Origin of the sequence: Robertmurraya sp. FSL R5-0851 (assembly GCF_038002965.1) — a bacterium.
In the GTDB taxonomy this organism is placed as follows: Bacteria; Bacillota; Bacilli; order Bacillales; family Cytobacillaceae; genus Robertmurraya_A; species Robertmurraya_A beringensis.
The window spans coordinates 387,988-412,513 of record NZ_JBBOOE010000001.1; the positions used below are offsets into that span (position 1 = coordinate 387,988).

The window sequence follows — 24,526 nt, forward strand, 5'->3', positions numbered from 1 at the left end:
TGTTCTGTTGTCCAATTTTAACGATCAATTCATCTTTTCAATTATCATTATTTCGTTAGGTTATCTATTAAAACGATGTAATATTATCAAAGAGAGTGATGGAGAAGCAATATCTAGAATTGTTTTTAATTTAACGATATTAATAAGTTTTGTTTTATTGTGGGGGATTGGAAATCTAATCTTGTAGATCAACAGCACTGGAGTGAAGGATTAACATGTATAAATTGCTAGCTATTGATATTGATAGAACCTTACTTAATGATCGAAAGGAGGTAACAAAGGAAGTAAATGAAGCAATCCAAGCAGCAAAACGAAAAGGAGTCAAAGTGGTTATTTGTACTGGAAGACCTATCGGTGGGGTGCATGAATTCATTGAAGAACTCGATCTTCATAACCAGTTTGTCATTACATTTAACGGGGCCCTTGTTCAGCATTCAGAAACAAAGGAAGTATTATCAGAAATATCATTGACACGTGAAGACTTATTGACACTCTACAAAGTCAGTCAGGAACTAGAGACATCCATGCATTTTTCTGATACGCAAAGAATATACACTCCGAATAAGGATATCAGTCCATATACCGTTTTAGAATCGTTTGTGAATAATGTGCCATTACATTATCGTGAAATGGAAGAAGTACCAACAGATATTTTAATTCCTAAAGTAATGTTTGCTGGAGATCCAGAACAATTAGATAAAACGATTGCTTCGATTCCTATAGAGCTTAAGGAAAAATATACGATGGTGAGAAGTACTCCTTACTTTTATGAAATCTTACATCCGAGTGTGAGTAAAGGAAATGCCGTAAAGCTCCTTGCTGAAAAATTAGGAATTGCTCGCGAAGAAGTCATCTGTATTGGAGACGGCGAGAATGATTTAACCATGATTGAATATGCAGGTTGCGGCGTAGCGATGGGGAATGCAGTATCCACCGTCAAAGAAATCGCACAGTTCCATACACATTCCAATAATGAACATGGAGTTGCCTATGCAATTGAACAATTAATTTTAAACAATAATGACGGGTATGTTAGTTAAACAACAAAAGACAAAACCTATTAAACATATATAATATAGGTTTTGTCTTTTCATTTATTAGTTTCGGTTAGGCTTTTTGTTGAAGAAGATCGGCGCCTTTTTTGAAAACCGTTTTGCGAAGGAAAGGGACCACATAGTAGTCTAAGCCGTAACGTCCTGCATTGAATCCGGCAGTAAGAATGATTACACCCATTAGTATGTCTGTAGGGTTATGAGATACGGTACCTGCTAACATGAAAGAGAAGTTCATGACTAAACCGAAGAACATCGCTACACTTGTAAAGCACCCAAGAATTAAGCCTAATCCTACTAAAAACTCGCCCCAAGGTACAAGGAAATTAAATAGATCCACGTTCGGTAGTGCCACACCTTCAAGGAAAGATACATACCAGCCATACACAATTCCATCTGGACCAGCGACAGGGTTTGCAATAGAACCTTTTAAAAATCCAGCAGCATCAAACCCGCCAGTTATTTTGCCCCAGCCTGCTGTCATCCAAGCGTAGCCGAGATACACACGTAATAGAGTAAGAAGAGCTGCAGAAATCTTGTTTTCTCTTAAAAATTGATTAAACATAAATGATTCCGCCTTTCAAAAAGGATTTAATTGATGATTACACTCATAATATACGATGTGACCATAGTAATAACCATAGGGAAAAACAATCGTTCACAGTTTGTTAAAAGCTTATTGACCGAAGTGTGAACTATGTCACTTTTATGAACAACAGGATTAGACAAGTTCTCTGGAAATAAGCCTGTATTTCCCAGGAAAAGAATATTTCCGACAAAAAAACAACCCATTCGCTGTCGAATGAGTTGTTTGAAAATTATTTCTCTTCTTTTAATAACGCGATACTTTCATTAAATTCTTTTTCAATTTGATCGTTTTGTTTAAATGTAAGGATGCTTACGATAATCGCAACGATTGCATTGAGGAGGAAGCCAGGAACAATTTCGTATAAGTCAAAAATTCCGCCCTCAGCTTGTTTCCATAGAATTACCGTAATGGCACCGGTGATAATACCTGAGATGGCTCCCCAGTTCGTCATCTTTTTCCAGAAGAGACTGAGAATAATAACAGGACCAAAGGACGCGCCAAAGCCTGCCCAAGCATAGGCAACAAGTGAAAGAATCGTATTGTCTTGATCTAGAGCTAATAAAAGGGCAACTACAGCCACGGTTAATACAGCTAATCTTCCCAATAATACATAATGCTTGTCGGAAGCTTCTTTCTTTAATAACACTTTGTACTAATCTTCAATAAGAGCACTTGAAGTTACAATGAGCTGAGATGAAATCGTGCTCATGATCGCGGCTAAGACCGCAGCTAATAGGAAACCGGCAATGATTGGATGGAACAAGTATTGTCCAAGTTCAATAAAGACGGCTTCTGGATTAGAAAGGGTTAACTCAGGATTCTTTTTAAAATACGCAATCCCAATCATCGCTGTAAGGATGGTTCCGAGTAGAGAGAAAATCATCCATGTCATCCCAATACGGCGGGCACTCTTTATTTCTTTAACCGTAGTGATGGCCATAAAGCGTACAATGATATGTGGCTGGCCAAAGTATCCTAATCCCCATGCCATAGCCGACACAACTCCGATGAAGCTAGCACCTTTTAATAAATCCAAGAAGTTTGGATTCACAAGTCGAACCGTTTCAAACGTTTCAGAAGGTCCACCTGTTGCAAATACCCCAATAATAGGGACAAAAATAAGTGCAAGGAGCATCATAAGTCCTTGAATAAAGTCGGTATAACTGACGGCCAAGAACCCACCAAATAAGGTGTAGGCAACTACAACAGCAGATACGATCAATAAACCGGTATGATAGCTAACACCGAAAGAGCTCTGGAAAAATATGCCCCCTGAGACCATTCCGGAAGAAACATAAAACGTAAAGAAAACGAGAATAACAAGACCAGACACGATTCGAAGCAGCATCGTTTGATCTTTAAATCGATTCTCTAAGTAACCAGGAATCGTAATCGAGTCGTTTGCCACTTGAGTATAAGAACGAAGTCTTGGAGCAACAAGAACCCAGTTAAGGTAGGCTCCAATGGTAAGTCCGATGGCAATCCAGGCATCGACCATGCCATTAACATAAATGGCTCCAGGTAACCCCATTAATAACCAACCACTCATGTCGGCGGCACCGGCACTTAGTGCGGTTACGGCAGGGCCTAGTGAGCGTCCGCCTAACATATAGTCCGTCAGATTACTAGTTTTTCTGTAAGAATACCAACCAATTAGTAGCATCCCCGCCATGTAGATGGCAATGGAGATCGCTTGGTAAAATTCATTCGACAAATAGGTTTCCTCCTTTATTATAGTAAAAGCATAATTATAAAAATATATGCAATATTCTATCATTGTTATGCGAACGAGACGATATTTTTTTAGCCGAAATAAATCGTGAAAGGGGTAACAATAAAGCTTTTCTCAGAAAGTATCTGATCAGTCTTTAGAATAATAATTCATTTGTTGAAAATAATTTAAAAAATTCAATCAAACGTTTGATTGAATTTTTTGAGCCTTCATTTTATAGGTTTAGGAGGAATTCTATCATCTTTAAGTTTTTTATCATTAATTTTTAACACTAGTGTTGCATAAATACTGACTGAATTTTCAGTTTTAAAGTTCTTCCCGTTTAGAGCCAAAAAAGTAAGTACCTAAGCAAAGGTGGCTCCATCCATTTGGAAAAATATTTACAATTAGACAGTTGCGACGACGACAGTTTGTGTATTAAGGAATCGTTTTTCCTTCGATTTTCCGAAGCCAAATATGTGCCGGCTTCCACAAAACAGCTCTTAGATAACGGCTAATTTGTAAGGTTTTACGCTTGCTTTTTGTCTCGAGTTGAACGAGGACATGTAGGCAAAAAACGATTAATGCGATAAACACTTGATTGTGGATCGCCCATTCACTTCGACCGTAGAACTTTTTGATATTGAGGTGCTGTTTGATCCATTTGAAAAACAACTCAATTGCCCAGCGCGATTTATACATCTCTGAAATCTCTTCGGCGCTTAAATCAAAACGATTCGTAAGTAACTGAAGTTCGTTTCCTTTTGAATCCATCACTCTTAAAAGACGAAAGTAGTTCTCAGTACGGTTTTGAGTTGTACCAATCAACACCATTTGATCGGACAGAACATTCGTATCCTCGGGTAGATTATAATCGTAGACCTCTCGTATGACTGCGTTTTTACGAAGCCTAGATAGAAAAAAGTACCCATCATCTGTCATGCGATCAAAGCGTTCATAGTCTAGATAGCCCCGGTCAAATACATACATGCATTCCTTGTCGTCTACCATGATTTCGAGTTGACCACGATCATGTTCCTTTGCCATTGTTAGCACAGCCTTTTCAGGATAAGAAATTCCTTTTTCCATAAATACTAGGCGCAAATGTAACTTTACACCCGCTTTTGTTTTGCGGAACTCTGCCCATTTATGATTAGTCAAATTAAGTGGCAATGTGCTTGAATCAATGATTTTTAACGGCATGACGAGTTTGGTGTAGTGTGTTTTGGCATGAATTTGTGCGACCAGATCAAGGAAAAGTCGTTGGAATAAATCTGGATTCATCCCATTTAATCGTCGTGAAAGCTGAGAAATACTAATGGAATCCAGATCAATGCCTTTTTGGAGTTGATCATCAAAAAGACAATCACTCAACGCATGAAGACTTTCTACTTCTTCAAGCTGTGCATAAAGTAATAATTTTAAAAATGATTCCGTCGTAAGTTTTTTCGTATAGAAATCTAATTTCAATGTTTTCACTTGATCATCAAATAATTCAACATTTATAGGTGAAAACCATTGTCCAAATGATGTTTTTCGTGTAATCTTATCCATAAGATTGGTCCTTTATTATTGGATTTGGACGGGATTACCACCTGACCTATCCATTATAAAGGACTTTTTCTTTGCATAAAATAATAAAATTGAACATTTTGAGTTTTTTAAATAGTGAAATTAAATTAATACAACACTAGTGATTTTTAACTCTGTATGATTCATATAATTCCGGATATTGGAGCGGTGCAAAAAGAAAAGCAGAAGTAAGAATAAGAAAAAGATAAGATCAGGATGATAGCCTTCCTCAAATAGGGAAAATATCAGCATGGCAAAGCCAACAGAGATCGAACCAAAAAATACATATTTTGATATAAAAATCACGGTGAAAAAGGTAAGAAAAGTAATCATAAATAAAAAAGGATGATAAACCATTAAAAAACCAGCAGTGGTTGCGATAGCTTTTCCTCCGCGAAACCCTGCAAAGATCGGAAAACAATGACCGATTACCGCCATGAAGCCCGCATATAGAGGATCGAGATCGGAATGAAGCAGAATGGGTAAATAAGTCGCAAAGGCCCCTTTGCCAACATCCACAAGAAGAACAATGATTCCGGCCTTTTTTCCAAGAACCCTTATGGTATTGGTCGCACCTGGATTGTTACTACCGAGTGTTCTAATATCCACTTGAAAGAGCCACTTTCCAACTAATAAGGCAGTCGGAATGGAACCGAGTAAATAGGCAATGATAAGTAGTCCATACTCCATAAAAGTCCTCCTTACATTCATTTTGATATGTCTAAATTTTACCATATTCTTACCGGTGCTGTTTGAGTTGAGATTTTTACTTTTGCCTATCTCCATGATATGATAGATTGTCAACAAATTTGCAGGAATGACACCTGTGAGATATGATATTAATGTTAAATGATGGAATCAACTACGGAGATTACATACTAATAGAAGAGAACCTTATTTTTGAAATAGGATGATGAAAATGAAAAGAGCAAGAATTATTTATAATCCTACCTCAGGAAGAGAAGCGTTTAAAAAGCAATTGCCAGAGGTACTGCAAAAGCTAGAAATGGCCGGTTATGAGACTTCTTGTCACGCAACAACTGGTGCAGGTGACGCGACAGAGGCGGCTAAAATTGCTGTCGCTCGAAAATACGATCTAGTTGTAGCAGCAGGTGGAGATGGAACGATCAATGAAGTAGTGAATGGACTGGCAGAGCAAGAGTATCGTCCAAAGCTAGGAGTCATTCCGGTTGGAACCACCAATGACTTCGCAAGAGCGCTTCATATTCCACGTGACATTGAAGCGGCAGCGGACATTATCGTCAAGGGAGATACGATTCCTGTTGATATCGGCCGAATTAATGACAAGTATTTTATTAATATTGCTGGTGGAGGCCGTTTAACGGAGCTAACGTATGAGGTACCAAGCAAACTAAAAACGATGCTGGGACAACTGGCTTATTACTTAAAAGGCATTGAAATGCTTCCTTCCATTCGTGCGACAGATTTAAGTATCGAGTATGATGGAAAGCTTTTTGAAGGAGAAGTCATGCTGTTTCTAGTTGGGCTTACCAATTCAGTGGGTGGCTTTGAGCGCCTCGCTCCCGATGCGTCGATCAATGATGGAATGTTTACTTTGCTAATTTTAAAGAAGACAAACCTGGCTGAATTTATCCGTATCGCCACGTTAGCAGTTCGCGGGGAGCATGTGAACGATCCGCATGTGATTTATACAAAGGCAAACCGTATTAAAGTTCACTCCGAGGAAAAGGTTCAGCTTAATCTGGATGGAGAATTCGGCGGCCTTTTACCTGCGGAATTCGTGAATTTATACCGACATCTAGAAGTGTTTGTACCGATTGATCAAATACGTGAACAGGACCGACCAGCAGAGGGTTGGAATGTTTCAGGAAACTAATCACTAGAAGGGTGGTTAGTTTCTTGTGCGTGTGGCAGCACGCTTCGCTATAGGGTGAAAGTCCCGAATACAACCGCCGTTCAGTCGGGAAGTATTAGCTGACAGACAGTGCGAAGTCCGTGAGGATTCGTGCGGAGGGTCTGAAGGCAAAACTCTGACCAGAGCCGTAAATCCCATGTTGGCACGATAGCAGGATGACTGTGCAAGAGAACAGGAAGTCCCAATAACTGACGTAGCTTGAAGTGTTATGAGGGCTGGGATAGAGTGAAAGTGAGCGATGTGACCCACAGAGACCTCCCTTTGTCCATCCAGACAGGTATTGCAGCTCAAGGAGGGAATCCAAGACTGCGAAATGTGGGGGGAGGAGTCAGAGAACACCATAGTAGTAAAGAAGCTTATGCCTATGACTCTCTAGTAATAGAGACGAGGACGGCACATAAGTGAGAGTGTCCAACCGTGGCACTTGGGTTTCTTTCTCAAAAGGACTGAAACTTGCGAAGGGTAGGACCCATGAAGATAACATAAAAGTACCATATTGCATGTCTGTGGAAGTGGGCAGAAGCTAGTAGTGCAAACACGGACGCTAGGGCTGAACAGAAGGGTAAGCCGTCCACCACCAGTTGAACATGGAAAGAACTGCCGTTGTAGCTATTGATTCCGCTAGTAAACGATAATGGAGAAGCAGAAACAGGAAGATGTGTACCAGTTACGCAAGAGGAGTATTTAGATGGAAAGAAGAGTCTGGTATAGCCTATACGATAAAGTATATAAAATGGGGAATCTCCAATCGGCATTTTATCAAGTCCGAAAGAACAAAGGTGCCCCTGGTATCGATAAGGTGACAATCGAGGATTATGAAAGGGATTTGGAGAGCAATCTAGAAGCTCTTCAAAAGAGACTAAAGGAAAAGACATATCGTACGAAGCCAGTTAAAAGGAGATATATTCCAAAAGATAATGGCAAAGTAAGACCGCTAGGTATTCCAACGGTAGAAGACCGAATTGTTCAGGCGGCAGTACGTAATATCATTGAGCCTATCTTCGAAGAAGAATTTCTGCCCTGTAGCTTCGGTTTCCGTCCTGAAATAAGCGCTCATATGGCACTTGACCAAGTGTCCGACTATCTTAATCAGGGATATGTACATGTAGTTGATGCAGATTTACAGTCCTATTTCGACACAATCCCTCATGATAAACTTATCCAAAGAATCCGTAAAAGAATAACTGACGGTTCTATTTTGAGCCTTATTCGACAATTCCTTACAGCAGGAGTTATGGAAGAACAAGTATATCAAGAAACATTGGAGGGGGCACCCCAGGGAGGGGTGTTAAGTCCGCTCCTTTCAAATATCTATCTACATCAACTAGACCTCCTCATGAAAGAAAGAGGACAGCGAATCGTAAGATTCGCAGATGACTTTATCATTCTCTGTAAAAGTCAAAAAGGTGCAGAACGAGTGATGAAAGGTGTCAAAAGATTTTTGGAAGAGGAATTAGGACTTACAGTCCATCCAACAAAATCTAAAGTGGTGGATTCAACAAAGGAAACCTTCACTTTTCTAGGGTATGAATTCTACCGTAACATCCGCAGAGTAGACCCAAAGAAGCTTAAGAAATTTAAGGATAAAGTAAAACTGAAAACAAGAAAGAATCAAACAGTAGATATTCAAATTCTAATTCAGGAAGGACTCAATCCCTTAATCAGGGGATGGGGTAATTACTTTGGAAAAGGAAATGTAAAATCTCTATTTAAAAAACTTGATTCATGGATAAGAAGAAGATTGAGAATGGTTCAGCTAAGAAGCTGGAGGCATGTTAAAAACTTACATCGAGCACTTAGAAAGAAAGGATGGAGAGAAAATAGTCTGCAGGGGATAAGGATGTTTGCCTGGAGAAGTTCAAAGAGCCCCATGGTTCATGGAGCCCTGGATAATGAATTCTTTTCAAACCTTGGATTAGTCAGTCTTGAATCTAGATTTACAACTGTTGTCCCCAAAGGGGATTAGTGGGAAGAGCCGTATGCGAAGATCCGCACGTACGAGCTCTGTGAGAGGGGTGGTCAGAAATGGCTACCCCTACTCGATTTTGTGATTTCGTATCCGATAGGGAGTTATGATACAATTTTTCATATCGAAAAACATAAAGGAAGTAACCAATGACAAAAACAATACCCGTTCAAAAAAATGATTATCTAGAAGTTGTATTTGAAGACTTAACCCATGACGGTGCAGGAGTAGCGAAAGTAGATGGCTATCCGTTATTCGTTAAAAATGCGCTACCTGGTGAAAAAGCAAAAATAAAGGTAATTAAGGTCAATAAGGGATATGGATTCGGCCGATTAGAAGAAATCCTTGAACAAAGCCCATACCGTGTAGATGCACCTTGCCCAATTTACAAGGAGTGTGGAGGCTGTCAACTGCAGCATTTGAGTTATGAAGGACAGCTGTTAGCAAAGGAAAAACAAGTAAGAGATGTGCTTACCCGCATTGGCAAGCTAGAAAATGTAAAGGTTCATCCGGTAATAGGCATGAGTGAGCCTTGGAGATACCGAAATAAAGCTCAAGTTCCTGTGGGTGAGCGTGAAGCTGGCTTGATTGCCGGTTTTTATCAGCAGCGAAGCCATGAAATCATCGATATGGAAGCTTGTATGATTCAGCAGGAAAAAAATGATGAGGTCGTACAGGCAGTAAAGAGAATCTGTACGAAATACGGAGTCACCGCCTATAACGAGCAGCGCCATAAAGGATCGTTAAGACATATCATGGCTCGTCATGGACAAGTTACGAAGGAAGTCATGGTCGTTCTTGTCACACGTACACCTGATCTTCCAAACAAGGAGAAAATCGTTAAGGAAATCGTGGAGGCAGTTGAAGGGGTCAAATCGATCATCCAGAACGTTAACTCGAAGAAAACCAATGTCATCCTTGGCGACGAGACTCGTGTGTTATGGGGAGAAGAGGTTATCTATGACTTAATCGGAAACGTCAAATTTGCGATTAGCTCCAGATCGTTTTACCAAGTGAATCCAGCGCAAACGAAGGTGCTTTATGACCAGGCACTTTCTTACGCAGAATTGACTGGTGAGGAAACGGTGATCGATGCTTATTGTGGAATTGGAACGATTTCGCTGTTTCTAGCGCAAAAGGCGAAGAAGGTGTACGGAGTTGAGATTGTCCCAGAGGCCATTGCGGATGCGAACCGGAATGCAGAGTTAAATGTGATTGATAATGTAGAGTTTGCGGTAGGTGAGGCAGAGGTGGTGATCCCTAATTGGTACAAAAAGGGGATTGTTGCCGATGTTCTTGTTGTGGATCCACCACGTAAAGGCTGCGATGATGCATTGCTGCAAACGATTATTGAGATGAAGCCGAAGAAGGTTGTGTATGTGTCTTGTAATCCGGCTACGTTGGCGCGGGATTTGCGTGTGCTTGAGGATGGTGGGTATCGCACGGTTGAGGTTCAGCCTGTTGATATGTTTCCGCATACGACGCACGTCGAGTGCGTGGCGTTGATAGAGTTAAAATAGCTTAGTATCAATAGGTTTAGCGATTTCCAACAATATATGAAGTGTATTTTATGTTCCCTCGGACTAATGGTTCGGGGGATTTTTTGACCCCCGGGGTCTTACTTTTTCGCGTAACTAGGTAGTGTTTTAAGGTTTCCGTAGTTTTGCGTGAAGGATTTTTGTAGGATATTGTTTGTTTAATCAAAGTCAACAGGTTAGAAGGTTTGCTATAATTATGACAACTTTATGGATTGGAAAATATATATCAATAACAAATGAAGGGAGGCAATGTAATGATTAAAAAGAAATTTATAAGATTAGTTAGAAATGGAAAACAATTGTTAAGAATAAAAGTAAAGGAAACTCCATTACGATATAATACAAGTAAAGGTGAAGTTGATATATTAATAGATTCTGCAGCTAAAAACAAATGCTTTGATGTAGCCTGTTTACAAACTGAAAAAGGCAGGGTCTTTTGTGGAAAACCTATAAATTCAGCCTCGTGGCATGGTTATTATGATGAACGAGAGAATCCTATCAAGCTTCCTGTTATTCACTTTAAGCATAATCATGATAAGATTTATAGCTCTAGACATAGGGGAGTTGTTCAACAAGAGAATATTTTCCTATTTCCTATCTGTAGTGTTTATTTACCTTCTCAATTTGATACTTCAGACTTAACAGAGGTTCAGGAGAGAGAGGAAGACATTATTATTGAAATGGACGATAGGAGCAATGTACGAGTTGATTTTTTTATATTACCTAAGGGGGTAACAGTTGATGAATTTGTATCAAATATAAGCCTTTCGGTTACCTATTTTATGAGTGACATAACAATTTTTAATAAAAGTCTTCGAGGAGAATTTAGACCGCTTCCTGTAAAGAGGAATGAGGATATAGAGTTCCTGAGTATGCAAGTAGGCGAGTGGGATATGCTTGTACGTATAATGTATACAGAAAAAACCTATGAACCTGACCTTTGTGGTAGATACAGTTTGCTTTTTCATGATCCGAATGAAACGATAGATATGTTATTAGATAGGACAATCGGCTTTCCAAATGAAGATGGATCTGTTGAATATGTTTCTATGAAGGAACGGTATTCAAGTGAAATAAATAAATTGAAATTGTAGCATTACCTGTTATGTTTATGGGTAATAATTGCAAAGGATATAGTCAAAATGGAGGGAGAAAAACTGTGGTTGAAAAATTAATGTTAAATTCTTTAGACATTACTTCGGATAAAATTAATCAGTTAAAAAAAATTATGCCCGAAGTATTTACTGACGGGAAAATTGATTTTCAAAAGTTTCAACAGATTTTGGGAAAACAAATTGAAACTGATCAAGAACGATATGGATTATCATGGGCAGGGAAAAATGAAGCAATAAAAAACATTCAGACTCAAAGCACAGGAACATTAAGGCCGATCCTTGATGAATCAATTAACTTTGATAAAACATCCAATATATTAGTTGAAGGCGATAATTTAGAAGTGTTAAAGCTCCTTCAAAGAAGTTATTATGGAAAAGTTAAAATGATTTATATCGATCCCCCATATAATACAGGCAATGAATTTATATATCCTGATAATTATAGGGAGGGTCTGGTTGACTATTTGAAGTATACAGGTCAGATAGATGAAATGGGCATTAAGCAGTCTACAAATTCTGAAACAAGTGGAAGATATCATTCGAAGTGGTTAAGTATGATGTATCCACGTTTATTCCTTGCTAGAAATCTTTTAAAAGAAGATGGACTGATATTTGTTAGTATAGATGATCATGAGTATGATAATTTGAAAAAAATATTAGATGAAATTTTTGGTGAAGAGTCTTACCTTGGTACATTAATATGGAAGAGGAGACAAAATGTGGATAGTCGTTCTAAAAACGGTATTTCCCAAGACCATGAGTACATAGTTTGTTATGGTAGAAGCATAAGCTCAAAATTACGTGGGAAGGACAAAGATTTAGATAAATATTCAAACCCTGATAATGATCCTAGGGGGCTTTGGATGAGTGATAATATGGTCGGCTTAGCAACCAAGGAGCAACGTCCAAATCTACATTATGATTTAACAGACCCAATAACTAATATTACTTATTCTTGCCCACCTACTGGTTGGCGTTATGAACCAAAAAGGATGAAAATATTAATTGAAAATGGTGAAGTTATTTTTCCTAAGAATCCAGATGGACGCCCTCGTCGAAAGAAATTCTTGAAGGATTTAGAAAGTAACTATACTGGTTTTTCAACAATATTAGATACGGTATTCAATACACAAGGTACTCGTGAAGTTAGGCAAATCTTTAATGAACAAGAAGTATTTGATTTTCCGAAGCCAGTAGGTTTTATACAAGAGTTGTTAAGGCAAGGATTAGGTGAAGAAGATAGGCAAATAGTTTTAGACTTTTTTGCTGGTTCTGGTAGTACAGCGCATGCATTAATGAATTTAAATGCTAGTGAAAATAAAGAGCATCAATATATTCTAGTTCAATTACCTGAGCAAACTCCTGAAAAGTCAGCCGCTAGAAGTTTTGGATTTAGTAAAATGTCTGACATTACAAAAGAACGTGTTCGCAGAGTAATTTATAAGTTTCAACAAGAGGAGCAAGAGGGATTACAGTTTGATAACGAACATAAAGTTGGTTTAGGGTTTAAAGTGTTCAAATTAGATTCTAGTAATTTTAAAGTTTGGGATGGTTCAAAAGTGGCAGCTCAGCCAGACCAGATTGAAGAACAGCTAGATTTATTCGTGGAAAATGTAAAAGATGGACGCTCTGAACTGGATATTTTATATGAAATTGTGTTGAAATCTGGTTTTAACCTTACAACAAAAATAGAAGAAGTTGAGCTTGCAGGAGAAAGAGTGTATTCTGTTGCAGAAAAATCATTATTTGTTTGTTTACTTGACAGAATGAATAAGAATCTTATTCAGGCAATGGTTGAAGAAGAGCCGGAACAGGTAGTTTGTTTAGATATGGCTTTTCATGAACAAGATGAATTAAAAACAAATACAGTTCTTGAGATGAAGTCAAGAACTATCAAGTTTAGAACGGTCTAGGGGGCATATAATTGAAAATTCAGTTTGAGGCTAACCAGGATTATCAATTGGATGCAATAAAATCAGTTGTAGAGGTTTTTAATGGACAACCCTTGGCTAAAGGGCAATATGAGGTTGATTTAACAGGCATGGTAGGTGGATTTTTATCAGAACTGGGAACGGGAAATCAACTGTTATTAGAGGATTGGCAGATATTAAAAAATGTCCAAGCAATTCAAGAAGAAAATAAAATTTCACCCATTGATGAACTAAAAGGAATGCACTTTTCAATTGATATGGAAACAGGGACAGGAAAAACCTATGTTTACTTACGAACGATTCATGAGCTCCATCAAAAATATGGATTTACTAAATTTATTATCGTTGTTCCCAGTGTCGCTATTCGTGAAGGGGTTCTGAAAAATTTAGAAATTACACAAGATCATTTCCAGACGATATTTGGAAAGCAGCCCCTTGACTATTGGGTTTACGATTCAAGTCGAGTTTCATTGTTACGCCAGTTTGCTAGCTCCAAGGAATTACAAATTATGGTCATTAATATTGATGCTTTTAATAAAAAGGATAACAATATCATTCATAAGGAAAACGACAAACTCTCAGGGAGAAAACCGATTGAATTTATTCAGGCTACTAATCCTATTCTTATTATTGACGAACCACAAAACATGGAAAGTAAACAAGCAAAGGATGCTATTCAATCGCTAAATCCTTTGTGTACATTACGTTATTCAGCTACTCACAGGAAACTATATAACCAACTATATCGTTTAGGACCAGTACAAGCTTATGATATGAAGTTGGTAAAGAAGATAGAAGTTGATTCTGTTTTAGATGATCCAGATTTTAATCAGCCCTTTATTGCTGTAGAATCTATTAAAGCAACAAAAACAAAAATTACAGCTAAGGTAAAAATGGATATACAGGAAAAAAACGGACCGAAACGAAAAAGCATATCGATAAGTAAGAATGGTACAGATTTATATGAAATCTCTAATGAGAGAACTATGTATAAAGGTTTTGTAGTAGATTATATCGATGCAGGCAGCGGATATATTGCTTTTACAAATGGTGTTAGCCTAAATGAGGGACAAACTATTGGTGGACAAACAGATGAATTAATGAAGGTTCAAATTTATGAAACGGTAAAGGAACATCTTGAGAAAGAGTTAAGAATTAGACAAAAGCGTCCAGAAGGCCGTCGATTAAAAGTACTATCCCTATTTTTTATTGATAAAGTTTCGAATTATACTGAAGACGACGGGAAAATACGTCTGTGGTTTATTGATGCGTATGAGGAGTTATCTTTTAAGCCACGTTACAAAGACCTCAATCTTCCAACGGTGGAAAAGGTCCATAATGGATATTTTGCAACTGATACAAAAGGTAAAGCAAAAGATACAAGAGGTAATACGAAAGCAGACGATGAGGCATACCAATTAATTATGAAAGATAAGGAGAGGTTATTGTCACTGGAAGAACCGCTTCGTTTTATCTTTAGCCACTCTGCTTTACGTGAGGGTTGGGATAACCCTAATGTGTTTCAAATCTGTACCCTCAATGAAACGAAGTCTGAACTAAAAAAGAGACAGGAAATAGGGAGAGGTCTGCGTCTTCCTGTAGATGAGACAGGTAATAGAATATTTGATGATCATATAAATCGCTTAACCATAATTGCTAATGAGAATTACGAAGATTTTGCTACTTCTCTTCAAACTGAAATTGAAGAAGAAACTGGCGAGGTGTTTAACAAAGAGAGAATAAACAACAAGCGAGAGCGTAAGAAAGTGAACCTTATTCCTAAATGGCGTGATCACACAGAATTTGTTGAGCTATGGGAAAGAATTAAGTATAAGACTCGATACTCCGTACATTATGATTCAAATGATCTAATTGTAAGGGCTGCTACTGCAATACGACAAATGCCCAAGGTGGAAAAAACAAAAATTTATACACGGAAGGCAAGCTTTGGAATTACGAAGGATGGTATCTCTAATAAAATGCTTGCTATTAACGAAGCTAGTATAGATTATAAAATTACTAACATCCCTGATATTCTTTCTTATATTCAAAAGGAGACTGAACTAACACGTAAGACAATAGCTGTTATTCTCAAGAAATCCAACCGTCTCGCGGATATCTGGCAAAATCCACAACAATTTTTGGACCAGGTAACTAAAGCTATTCGTATAACCATGCAAAAGATGATGGTTGAAGGAATAAAGTATGAAAAAATATCTGGTGACGAATATGAAATGAGATTATTCGAGGAAAATGAAATAGAAGGCTACATTAGTAGAATGGTTAGCGTAGAAGGATCTATATATGATGCTCTTGAGTATGATTCTGAAGTGGAGAAAAAGTTTGCAGAAGAATTAGATCAACGTGAAGATATTAAGTTTTTCCTTAAACTCCCTCGCTGGTTTACTGTTGATACACCACTTGGAAAATACAATCCAGATTGGGCGATTGTTAGACAAAGAGTAGGAGAAGAAGCTAAACTCTATTTAGTTGCCGAAACAAAATCAACACTTGATGAGACAAAACTTCGTGAAAGTGAAAATGATAAGATAGAGTGTGGGAAGGCGCACTTCAATGTACTAGAAGAAGTTACTTTTAAGAAAGTGACGGCTGCGGAGCAAGTCTAAACTAGTTATTCAGAGAAGGAGGCCCTGAGCTTCCTTTTTATTTTACTATCAAGAGTGTTAAGAAAGAGGTGATTATAATAAATTTATTCAACATAATTTCAGAAGATTTTTTCAAACCATTAACGAGCAAATATAAAACTACCTATATTGATTGTATCAGGCTCATATACAATACATATAAAACTGAATTGTCGTTTGGCGTTGATAAGGAAGTTATCCTTGCAGAGCTTGAAAGTTATTTTGAAGATCAATCAAGTGAAGATATGATATTTGATGATAATGAAGAGATTGCAAAGGACTCCAGGGCAAAGGCAAACGCAATTTTACGTAATTTAAAGGATAATGGTTGGATAGAATATGAGGTTTCCAATGACTATAGGGTAAAGATAAATTTGTTTGATTATGCTGCTACTATGATTGAATCTTTCAACAAGATATTAAAGAATGAAGAAATGGAATATCAGAGCCTAGTATCTCAAATACATGCCACCCTTTTGAATAAAGAAGCCTATGTGAAGCCCTATGAATATATTATAAAACGTGTAGTAGAAAATACGGAAGAATTAATCACGGGTCTAAAGAAACTAAACACCAATATTAAGAAATATATTGATGCTATTACAAATGAAAAGACGGCTGGGGAAATTGTACAGGATTTCTTTGTTTACCATAAAGATATCGGATCTAAAGCCTATCATCGTATTAAAACGAGTGATAATATATCACATTTTAGAACGTCAATAATTGAGAATCTTTACAACATATTAAATGATAAAAATATTTTTGAGCGTGCAGTACTGGGCTATATGGAAATAGAGCAAGTAGAAGAAAAAGTAGAAGCAGAAGATTTATTGAGAGGAAAGATATTAAATGTTATCTCGGCCTTTAGAAATTATGATGATATTATTTCCGAGATAGACAATAAAAATGCTAAATACATTGGAAGTGCTGTTGCAAGAGCGAAGTTCCTGTTGACTAATACCAATAATGCAGAAGGTAAGATTTCAAAGATACTAGCGTATTTATCTGATGAATTTAATCGTGATGAAACCATAAACCTATATGATGAGGTGGATGACACACTCCTTGATGTGTTTAATATATTCCCACAAGGATTTATCGATAGTGACTCGCTATATGTAGTTCCTATTTCAAGGAAAATGTCTATTCCACAAGAACTTAGCTCTACGCTTGGGATTTCGGAAGATGAGCGAGAACGCCGGAAACTTGCTTTACATGAAAAAAATAAGAATAGATTTTCTAGAAAAAATATTAATACATATATTGAAGAATTATTAAGGGATAAACAAGCTGTCCTGGCTTCTACGCTTCCTTTAGATACTAAGAGAGATTTAATAAGGATAATTTTTATAAGTCTCTATGGAAAAGACAAAAAATCTATGTATAAAACAACCCAAACTAATGAGGTTATTACGGTTAATGATTTTCGATTCTCAGATTTTGTGATTGAGAGGTGTGAATAGTAAGAATGGAAATATTAAAAGAAAGTGTCATACAAAAAGAAAAATTTAGAACGACTGCTAATAAACTTCTCAATCATTGCTTTATCCTTAAGAAAAAAGACGATACACGGAATGATTATATTTTTATTGTCCAGAATAGAGAGCTTTTCATAGAATACTTCGATTTACTAGGTTATAAAATTGAAATTAATGAGATGCAAGGCGTTGTTGCCCTTACTAATGTTGCTGGCACTGGGAGGATAAGGCTAAGGAAAATTGAAAGCATTATTTTACTAATCTTGAGGCTATTGTATATCGAAAAACGGAAGGAATTAACTCTGAATGAGGAAGTAATCGTTTTATCAGATGAAATACACGAAAAGTATAATATGCTCAAAATTGAGGCCAAAACAAACATAGATAAAACCGTGTTTAGAGATACAATTAGACTGTTTAAGAGATTTAATATCGTTTCAAATCTTGACAGTGATGTTACGATGTCTGATGCAAGAATAAAAATTTATCCGTCCGTATTATTTGCTGTGCCCAATGATAATTTAACTCTTCTTTACGATGCTATAAATGAAAAACTAAATAAATATATGAATGGAGGTGAGCAGAATGATGATGAAGAAACTATGCAGGATTAGGTTAATTAACTGGCATTACTTTGTTAATGAAACCATTAGTGTCAATGGCTCATTTTTAGTCAGTGGTGAAAATACGGCAGGAAAATCAACAATTTTAGATGCAATTCAATTAGTTTTAACTACGAATACACGTAAGTTCAATACAGCTGCAAATGAGAAAAGCAGTCGTGATTTAAAGGGCTATGTCCGTTGTAAAACAGGAATTGAAGGTAGTAACTATGTCAGAAGTGGCAGCGTAATTACATATGTTGCACTGGAATTCTATGAGGAAAAAACAAGTAAATATTTTACTCTTGGAGTTAAAATAGATTCACCAGATGAAGAAAGTAAACTTACAACAAAATGGTTTAGAGAAGAAAGTAAACTTGAGGAATTATCTTTCTTGACCGGCGGAAGGCCATCTACGACAGAGGAATTTAGAAAAAATGATAAAAAGGTGCAGCTCATTTCACAGATTTCTGAAGCTAAAGCAAGGTTTGGGCAAAGGCTAGGTAATTTGGAGCCTCGATTCTTTGATATGATACCTAAATCCTTAGCATTTAAACCTATGGATAATGTTAAAGATTTTATTAATAAATTCATACTCCCAGAAAAAACAATAGAAGTTGAAACTTTGAGAAATAATATAGCTGCTTTAAAAGAGCTAGAAGATTTGATGGATTCAACTAAGGAAAAGATATCAGAGCTTGAGACGATTTTATCAAAAAATGAAGACATTGTTTCAAAAGATCGAGAGATAAAGACCAATGAAATTTTAATAAAAAAAGCTGAGATTGAAGCAAAAAAGCAAGAATGTGAAGAACTGATACAAAACAATTACGTCTTAGGGCAAAAGCTTATTAATCAGCAGAATATAGAAAAAACTCAAAAAGTAAGTCTTGAAAATGAGAGAGATAGACTTGCTAGTCTACAAGGTGCACTCTCAAACAATGAAACAACACTACTTATTAAAGATATAAAACATAGAATTGAAATACTGAAGAAGGATAAGGAAAAAGAGGTAATAGAAGTTAATAAACTTAAAGCCATGTTAAACAAAGTCGTTGATGCATTGAGCTTATTGCATCAACATGAAGTGTTTATCATGACAAAAGAAGAACTATTAAGTTTAGAGACGGTAAATACAGAAACTGAAAAGAAAGCGGAAATGATCTATAAATTAGAAAAAGAACTTAAGAAATTATTTGAAGAGTATAGCTCTGAACACTATAGAATCAAGGATTTACTTGAAAGATATAAACTTCAAAGGCTTGATTTAGAAAATGAAATTAGAAATCTTAAAAATAAGAAATTAACATACCCACCGAATACAATGAAATTGAAAACAGCGATTGAAAAGGAATTTTTAAATCAGGGAATACGAAGTGAAGTGAGAATCTTCTCAGACTTGCTCGAGATTACAGATAGTAAGTGGCAAAATGCAGTAGAGGGGTACCTTAATAGTCAGAGATTTTACATTATTGTTGAGCCACAACATTATCGAGTGGCGTTAACGGTTTACAATAATATTAAAAAGGAAGTCCATACAGTGGGACTTGTTAATACTGGAAAGCTTGATACTAATGCAGTGGCTGACAAAGATTCACTTGCATATGTTCTAAAAAGTGATAATCGTTATGCAAAAGCATACGCTACCTACTTACTTAATCGTGTTTTCCGTTGTGACTATATAGAAAACCTAAAAAACTATAAAGTTGCAATAACATCTGATTGTATGCTTTATCAAAATTTTGCAGTTCGTAAAATCGCTGAGAGTGTCTATCATACTCCTTATATAGGAGCACACGCATATGAAATTCAGCTTAAAAATAAAGAAGCTGAGCTAGAAATTTTAAAAGAGGATATAAAAAAAGCAGAAAGTAAACTCGTTGATGATAAAGAAATAATAGAAAAAATAAACCTATGTAAAATGGATGTCCTAAAAGAAAACATGGATGCCCCTAAACGTTTGGCAGATAATATTGACTTGATCAACGGGGAGTTATTCGAGCTAAAAAAAGCACAAGCTAATCCAGGGTATATTGAGATACAAATGCAGATTGACGAATGTAAACAAGCGGTAGATAAAAAACAAATTCAATATAATACCCTTTTTGAAACAATTGGTAAGCTTAAAAATACCATAGAATCAAATGAGGAAAATATAGAAAGCAAGGGAAGCCTAATTTCTGCATTAGAAAATAATTTCAATGACCTATGTAATATTGACACAGAAATTACTATACAAGGGATTAATAAGTTTAATGAGCAAGTAAAAATCAAATCTCCAGCAACTATTGTTCATAATTTTTCACCACTTAAAGTTGGATTGGAAAATAAAAAAGAGGAGTATTGTACCGAGCTGATTAAGCTCCAAAGCAGCTACTGTAGTAAATATGACTGTGATCTCGGTACTGGGTATGACCAAATCAATGAATATATTCAGGAACATCATAAGTTGGTAGCATCAGATATTATAAAATACGAAGAGGATTTAAAAAGAGCTAAAGAGAATTGTGAGTTAGAATTCAGGGAATCATTTTTGGCGAGATTGAAAGAAAACATCGAGAATGCAAGATTAGAATTTAAAAACCTCAATTCAGCACTTAAAGATATATATTATGGTGAGGATCGTTATAAATTTGAAATAACCTACAATAAAAAGAAGGAAAGCATTTATCATATGATTACTTCAAAAGATAATAATGAAGGATATACTATATGGTCCAATTCCTTTGAAGAAGAATATAAGGAAGAAATGGAAGATTTATTTGCTAAATTAACTGCATATGACGATAAGGGAGAGAAAGTTCTAGCAGAGTACACGGATTATCGTAGTTATTTAGACTATGATATTGTAATTGAGAAAAAAGATGGAACGGTTCAACGTTTTTCTAAAATCTATGGAGAAAAGAGCGGTGGGGAAACCCAAACCCCATACTATGTTGCAATAGCGGCATCTTTTGTTCAGCTATATAAGCTTGGCGATACGATTAGAATTATCATGTTGGATGAAGCCTTTGACAAGATGGATGACAACCGAATCAGTGCTATGATGGACTTTTTTAACAGTCAAAATTTCCAAATTATATTAGCGACTCCACCTGCAAAGTTAGAAGTAATTGGTGAAAAGGTAGATACTATTTTAATGGCAATGAGAGAAGGGAGTACATCTATAATTGAGGAGTATGACCTATGATAAGCAAGTATGAAAAGGAAATTATTAATAAGTTATTGGATAAGTATGAGAAAAGCAAAAGTTTTGTCGGGGAAAATAAAGTGAATCAAAGATTTAATGTGAAAATTTCTTCGGTATTTCCCAGATACACTGATCACTCAAATTATGAGATATTTCAGGCTGTAAATGAAGCCGTTGATACTTTGGTGAGAGCATCTTTTATCATTGCAAAGGCAAATTCTGCCCATGTGTACAGTAATGTCATTTTGAATGTTGCTAAACTAGAAGATATATATAAATATATTGGTCGAAAACCTAAGAAGGACATCAATAGTTCAGTATTGAATCTAATGGAAATCTACAAAAACAAAAATCAAATACTAAATAAATATTGTGAAACACAATATGAGAGAATCCATTCTAATAAAACGATACAGTTTTTTAATAATGATTTAGAGGAATTAGAGAATATTTTAATAGCCGTTGATGAGTTATTGAAAGTTGACACTGAAACCTTTTCCAGAGATTTTTCAGTAAAAGTTTTTAAAGATTCAAAGGTCTTTGAGCGAATTGCAGGTAAAGTAGTAAATCTTATATACGAATTCGGTGTTTTTCCGGAAAAGGATCGAATTTTAGGTGATCTAAATATTGTAAAAAACCCCACTTATGTAAATTTTAAAGGCCCCGGGAGTATAACTATAAATGACCAGAAGATTGACTTAACAAGCCTGAGTAGCGACATTGCTATCTCATCAAAAATGCTTTCTGATATTGAATGCATTGAAGTGACAGGAAAAGCTGTCATAACCATTGAAAACTTAACCAGCTTTCATACATTCAGCGATAAAGATATGCTTGCTATTTATCTTGGTGGCTACCATAACAGAGTGAGACGAGAAATTATTAAAAAAATACATCAACAAAATTCTCAGATAGCTTTTTATCATTTTGGCGATATTGATGCTGGTGGATTCTATATATTGGAGCATTTAAAGAGGCAAACAGGCGTAGATTTCATACCATTTAAAATGGATATAGAAACCTTAGAAGCACACAAAAAGTATACCAAAAGATTAACAGAAAATGATAAAAAAAGACTTACGAAGCTAGTTGATAGCCAATATCATAAGGTAATTAACTATATGCTTGAAAACAATTGCAAGTTAGAACAAGAAGCTGTAAATGTTGAATGATTTTTTGTTATTGCTAATAAAAAATTTATGACCACCTATGACCACCCTAGTGTAGAGACCCATGTATATTTGATGTCCAGAAAAAGAAGAATGAGAAGCGTTGATGATGAATTATTTGACTTTTTTCTAATAACTTTTCCTTATATAAACTTCTTTTATCCACACACTTATTCACATAATGTGCAAATGCAAAGGAGCTATTGTTATTCAAAGCTGTAATACATATAATTTCCTGTATAATATAACATATAATTAATATCCGATATTAGTGCAGGGGGAAAATTAATGGATATCAAGGACGTAATAGCAAGAGGTGAAAATAAAGTAGTTGAGTTTAAAAGTTGGGTAAAGATTCCGAATAAGAAAGAGCTTATGGAAATCTTAACGAACGAGACTGTAGGCTTTTCTAATGCTGAGGGTGGCATAATTCTAGTAGGTGTGGAAGATAACGGTGAAATAACTGGCTGCCAAGATTATGATGAACAGAGCATCATAGAGAGTATATATGACCGTACAGTGCCAAAAGTTTTTACAGATATAGAGAACATTACTATTGATGGAAAAGAAATATTAAAAATTATAGTTCCTAAAGCCCCTGAAACTGTAGCGACATCTCGAGGAACAGTGTATAAGCGATTAGGAAAAAATACAAAACCTTTTTATCCTGGAGAGTATCAATCCAATATAATTCAGGGGTTTAAAGGAGATTTCTCTGCTAAGATTTTAAAAGATACTTCTGAATTTGATATAGATTTTCATGAAGTAGAAAGTTTAAAATTGAAAATAAAATCTCGAGATAAAGATTCAACTCTGTATCAAGAGGATGATTTATCTTTTTTAAGGGATTTAAGGCTAATTGAAGATAATAGCGACGGTGTGAGGTTAACTATTGCAGGATTGCTATTTGTTGGTAAAAAGGAATCGATAGTGAGGCATCTACCACAAGCTGAGATAATATTACTTACATATAATAATGATGGCCAAACCGAATATAACAAGCGGTTAGAGCTAAAAGTTCCATTAATTTCAGCAGTTGACAGAATACAGCAAATATTTGAAGATAGAAATTCAATACAGAATATTCAAATGGGACTGTTTAAATTAGAAGTATATGATTATCCCACAAATGTATTTCAAGAAGCTTTGTTAAATGCCATTGCACACAGGGATTACGAGAGTACATCGTCAATAATTATTAAGTATTATCCAAGTGAAATAATAATTGAAAATCCTGGTTCGTTTCCACTAGGAATTGACAGTAATAATATTATAACTCATCCATCTGCACCTAGAAATAAATTAATTGCCGAAACGCTTCAAAGATTAAAATATGTTCAAAGATCTGGACAAGGCGTAGATATTATATTTAAGGATATGCTGTCATTGGGAAAATCCGCTCCAGAATATAAACTTTATACAGAAGCCGTTAGTTTGACTTTAAGAAGCAGTTTAGAGGATATAGAATTTCTAAGATTTATTAATAAAGAAACAGAAGAAAATGGTGATTTTTCCGTTTCTGAAATTTGTATACTTAAGTATGTAAAAATGAATAAAATAATTAGTTTAAGTAAAGCTGCTGAGGTAGCTCAAATAACAACACAGTCTGCCACCAACGTACTAAATGTCCTTTGTAAAAAGAAAAATATTCTTCAAAGGGAAAATAGAAATAGGTATATGTTTACACACAGGGTTTATGAATCATTCGATGATAACATTGAATATACTAAAGATAAAGATTTTGATGAAATTCAAGCTAAGACAATGATTATTGATTATTTGTCTAAGAATACATTTATGACTAGGGCGGATGTTGAGAGGCTATGTGGCTTTTCTTCTACAAGTAGTAAACGTATTTTAAAAAAATTAAGGGAAGACGGGACGTTAATTTTAGAAGGGAAATCTAGATCCAGTATATATAAGTTAAAATAAAGATAAGAACATCTTATTCATAGACGTGTGACCGGTCCGAAAGAAGATTTTTATATCCAATTAGTGGACCGAAAAGCGGACTGTAAATTCGGTATTTGGTCCGAAAGTGGACCGCAAAATCGGTATTTGGTCCGAA

At 35.8% G+C, this 24,526-nt stretch carries 15 protein-coding genes and 1 pseudogene; 12 read left to right on the forward strand and 4 right to left on the reverse strand.

Going from position 1 to position 24,526, the window contains the following annotated elements; all coding sequences use genetic code 11:
• Positions 1-215: 215 nt before the first annotated feature.
• Positions 216-1,040: a sugar-phosphatase gene (gene yidA / locus MKX65_RS02025; RefSeq protein WP_160548521.1), complete on the forward strand. Its 825-nt coding sequence runs from the start codon at positions 216-218 to the stop codon at positions 1,038-1,040.
• 67 nt (positions 1,041-1,107) lie between these two features.
• On the opposite strand, the gene MKX65_RS02030 is transcribed toward yidA, so the two are convergent.
• The 4 genes and pseudogenes from MKX65_RS02030 to plsY all read right to left on the reverse strand — a co-directional run bounded on the left by MKX65_RS02030 (position 1,108) and on the right by plsY (position 5,614).
• Positions 1,108-1,617 carry a DoxX family membrane protein gene (locus tag MKX65_RS02030; protein ID WP_160548520.1) on the reverse strand — a complete coding sequence of 170 codons (510 nt, stop codon included), beginning with the start codon at positions 1,615-1,617 and terminating at the stop codon, positions 1,108-1,110.
• Between the two features lie 253 nt (positions 1,618-1,870).
• Positions 1,871-3,355 (reverse strand): annotated as a pseudogene (putP, locus tag MKX65_RS02035) (sodium/proline symporter PutP).
• A gap of 435 nt (positions 3,356-3,790) precedes the next feature.
• Positions 3,791-4,906 (reverse strand): IS4 family transposase, encoded by a 1,116-nt coding sequence (locus MKX65_RS02040; protein ID WP_160549407.1) that lies wholly within the window; start codon positions 4,904-4,906, stop codon positions 3,791-3,793.
• Positions 4,907-5,026: 120 nt separating this feature from the next.
• Positions 5,027-5,614, reverse strand: a complete 588-nt coding sequence (gene plsY / locus MKX65_RS02045) for a glycerol-3-phosphate 1-O-acyltransferase PlsY (RefSeq protein WP_340902040.1) — start codon at positions 5,612-5,614, stop codon at positions 5,027-5,029.
• Positions 5,615-5,843: 229 nt separating this feature from the next.
• Between plsY and MKX65_RS02050 the strand changes: the two genes are divergently transcribed.
• From MKX65_RS02050 to MKX65_RS02100, 11 genes are all read left to right on the forward strand, one after another.
• The gene (locus tag MKX65_RS02050) at positions 5,844-6,782 is read left to right on the forward strand and encodes a diacylglycerol kinase (RefSeq protein ID WP_160548517.1); all 939 of its coding nucleotides are present in this window, start codon (positions 5,844-5,846) and stop codon (positions 6,780-6,782) included.
• A gap of 727 nt (positions 6,783-7,509) precedes the next feature.
• The gene (gene ltrA, locus MKX65_RS02055; RefSeq protein WP_160549940.1) at positions 7,510-8,787 is read left to right on the forward strand and encodes a group II intron reverse transcriptase/maturase; all 1,278 of its coding nucleotides are present in this window, start codon (positions 7,510-7,512) and stop codon (positions 8,785-8,787) included.
• A 149-nt stretch (positions 8,788-8,936) separates the two neighbouring features.
• Positions 8,937-10,307 (forward strand): 23S rRNA (uracil(1939)-C(5))-methyltransferase RlmD, encoded by a 1,371-nt coding sequence (gene rlmD, locus MKX65_RS02060; protein ID WP_160548405.1) that lies wholly within the window; start codon positions 8,937-8,939, stop codon positions 10,305-10,307.
• 272 nt (positions 10,308-10,579) lie between these two features.
• Entirely contained in the window at positions 10,580-11,419 is an 840-nt protein-coding gene (locus MKX65_RS02065; RefSeq protein ID WP_160548404.1) for a hypothetical protein, read from the forward strand.
• Between the two features lie 65 nt (positions 11,420-11,484).
• Positions 11,485-13,353, forward strand: a complete 1,869-nt coding sequence (locus MKX65_RS02070; RefSeq protein ID WP_160548403.1) for a DNA methyltransferase — start codon at positions 11,485-11,487, stop codon at positions 13,351-13,353.
• Positions 13,354-13,364: 11 nt separating this feature from the next.
• Positions 13,365-15,998 (forward strand): restriction endonuclease, encoded by a 2,634-nt coding sequence (locus MKX65_RS02075; RefSeq protein WP_160548402.1) that lies wholly within the window; start codon positions 13,365-13,367, stop codon positions 15,996-15,998.
• 68 nt (positions 15,999-16,066) lie between these two features.
• Positions 16,067-17,482 (forward strand): Wadjet anti-phage system protein JetA family protein, encoded by a 1,416-nt coding sequence (locus MKX65_RS02080; RefSeq protein WP_340902043.1) that lies wholly within the window; start codon positions 16,067-16,069, stop codon positions 17,480-17,482.
• Between the two features lie 5 nt (positions 17,483-17,487).
• A complete protein-coding gene (locus MKX65_RS02085; RefSeq protein ID WP_160548401.1) occupies positions 17,488-18,111 on the forward strand; it encodes a DUF4194 domain-containing protein in 624 nt (207 codons plus the stop codon).
• Complete coding sequence (locus MKX65_RS02090; protein WP_019155468.1) at positions 18,083-21,289, forward strand: ATP-binding protein; 3,207 nt, start codon at positions 18,083-18,085, stop codon at positions 21,287-21,289. Before MKX65_RS02085 ends, MKX65_RS02090 begins: the two co-directional genes overlap by 29 nt.
• Entirely contained in the window at positions 21,286-22,461 is a 1,176-nt protein-coding gene (locus tag MKX65_RS02095) for a Wadjet anti-phage system protein JetD domain-containing protein (protein WP_160547848.1), read from the forward strand. Before MKX65_RS02090 ends, MKX65_RS02095 begins: the two co-directional genes overlap by 4 nt.
• Positions 22,462-22,746: 285 nt before the next feature.
• A complete protein-coding gene (locus MKX65_RS02100) occupies positions 22,747-24,390 on the forward strand; it encodes an RNA-binding domain-containing protein (protein WP_340902047.1) in 1,644 nt (547 codons plus the stop codon).
• The last annotated feature ends 136 nt before the right edge of the window (positions 24,391-24,526 follow it).

Excerpts from the sequence above, each read along its gene's own strand:
- ltrA (WP_160549940.1), top strand. The coding sequence starts at position 7,510 with ATGGAAAGAAGAGTCTGGTATAGCCTATACGATAAAGTATATAAAATG.
- MKX65_RS02100 (WP_340902047.1), top strand. The coding sequence starts at position 22,747 with ATGGATATCAAGGACGTAATAGCAAGAGGTGAAAATAAAGTAGTTGAG.
- rlmD (WP_160548405.1), top strand. The coding sequence starts at position 8,937 with ATGACAAAAACAATACCCGTTCAAAAAAATGATTATCTAGAAGTTGTA.
- MKX65_RS02040 (WP_160549407.1), bottom strand. The coding sequence starts at position 4,906 with ATGGATAAGATTACACGAAAAACATCATTTGGACAATGGTTTTCACCT.
- MKX65_RS02090 (WP_019155468.1), top strand. The coding sequence starts at position 18,083 with ATGATGATGAAGAAACTATGCAGGATTAGGTTAATTAACTGGCATTAC.
- yidA (WP_160548521.1), top strand. The coding sequence starts at position 216 with ATGTATAAATTGCTAGCTATTGATATTGATAGAACCTTACTTAATGAT.
- MKX65_RS02050 (WP_160548517.1), top strand. The coding sequence starts at position 5,844 with ATGAAAAGAGCAAGAATTATTTATAATCCTACCTCAGGAAGAGAAGCG.
- MKX65_RS02065 (WP_160548404.1), top strand. The coding sequence starts at position 10,580 with ATGATTAAAAAGAAATTTATAAGATTAGTTAGAAATGGAAAACAATTG.
- plsY (WP_340902040.1), bottom strand. The coding sequence starts at position 5,614 with ATGGAGTATGGACTACTTATCATTGCCTATTTACTCGGTTCCATTCCG.
- MKX65_RS02095 (WP_160547848.1), top strand. The coding sequence starts at position 21,286 with ATGATAAGCAAGTATGAAAAGGAAATTATTAATAAGTTATTGGATAAG.
- MKX65_RS02030 (WP_160548520.1), bottom strand. The coding sequence starts at position 1,617 with ATGTTTAATCAATTTTTAAGAGAAAACAAGATTTCTGCAGCTCTTCTT.
- MKX65_RS02085 (WP_160548401.1), top strand. The coding sequence starts at position 17,488 with ATGGAAATATTAAAAGAAAGTGTCATACAAAAAGAAAAATTTAGAACG.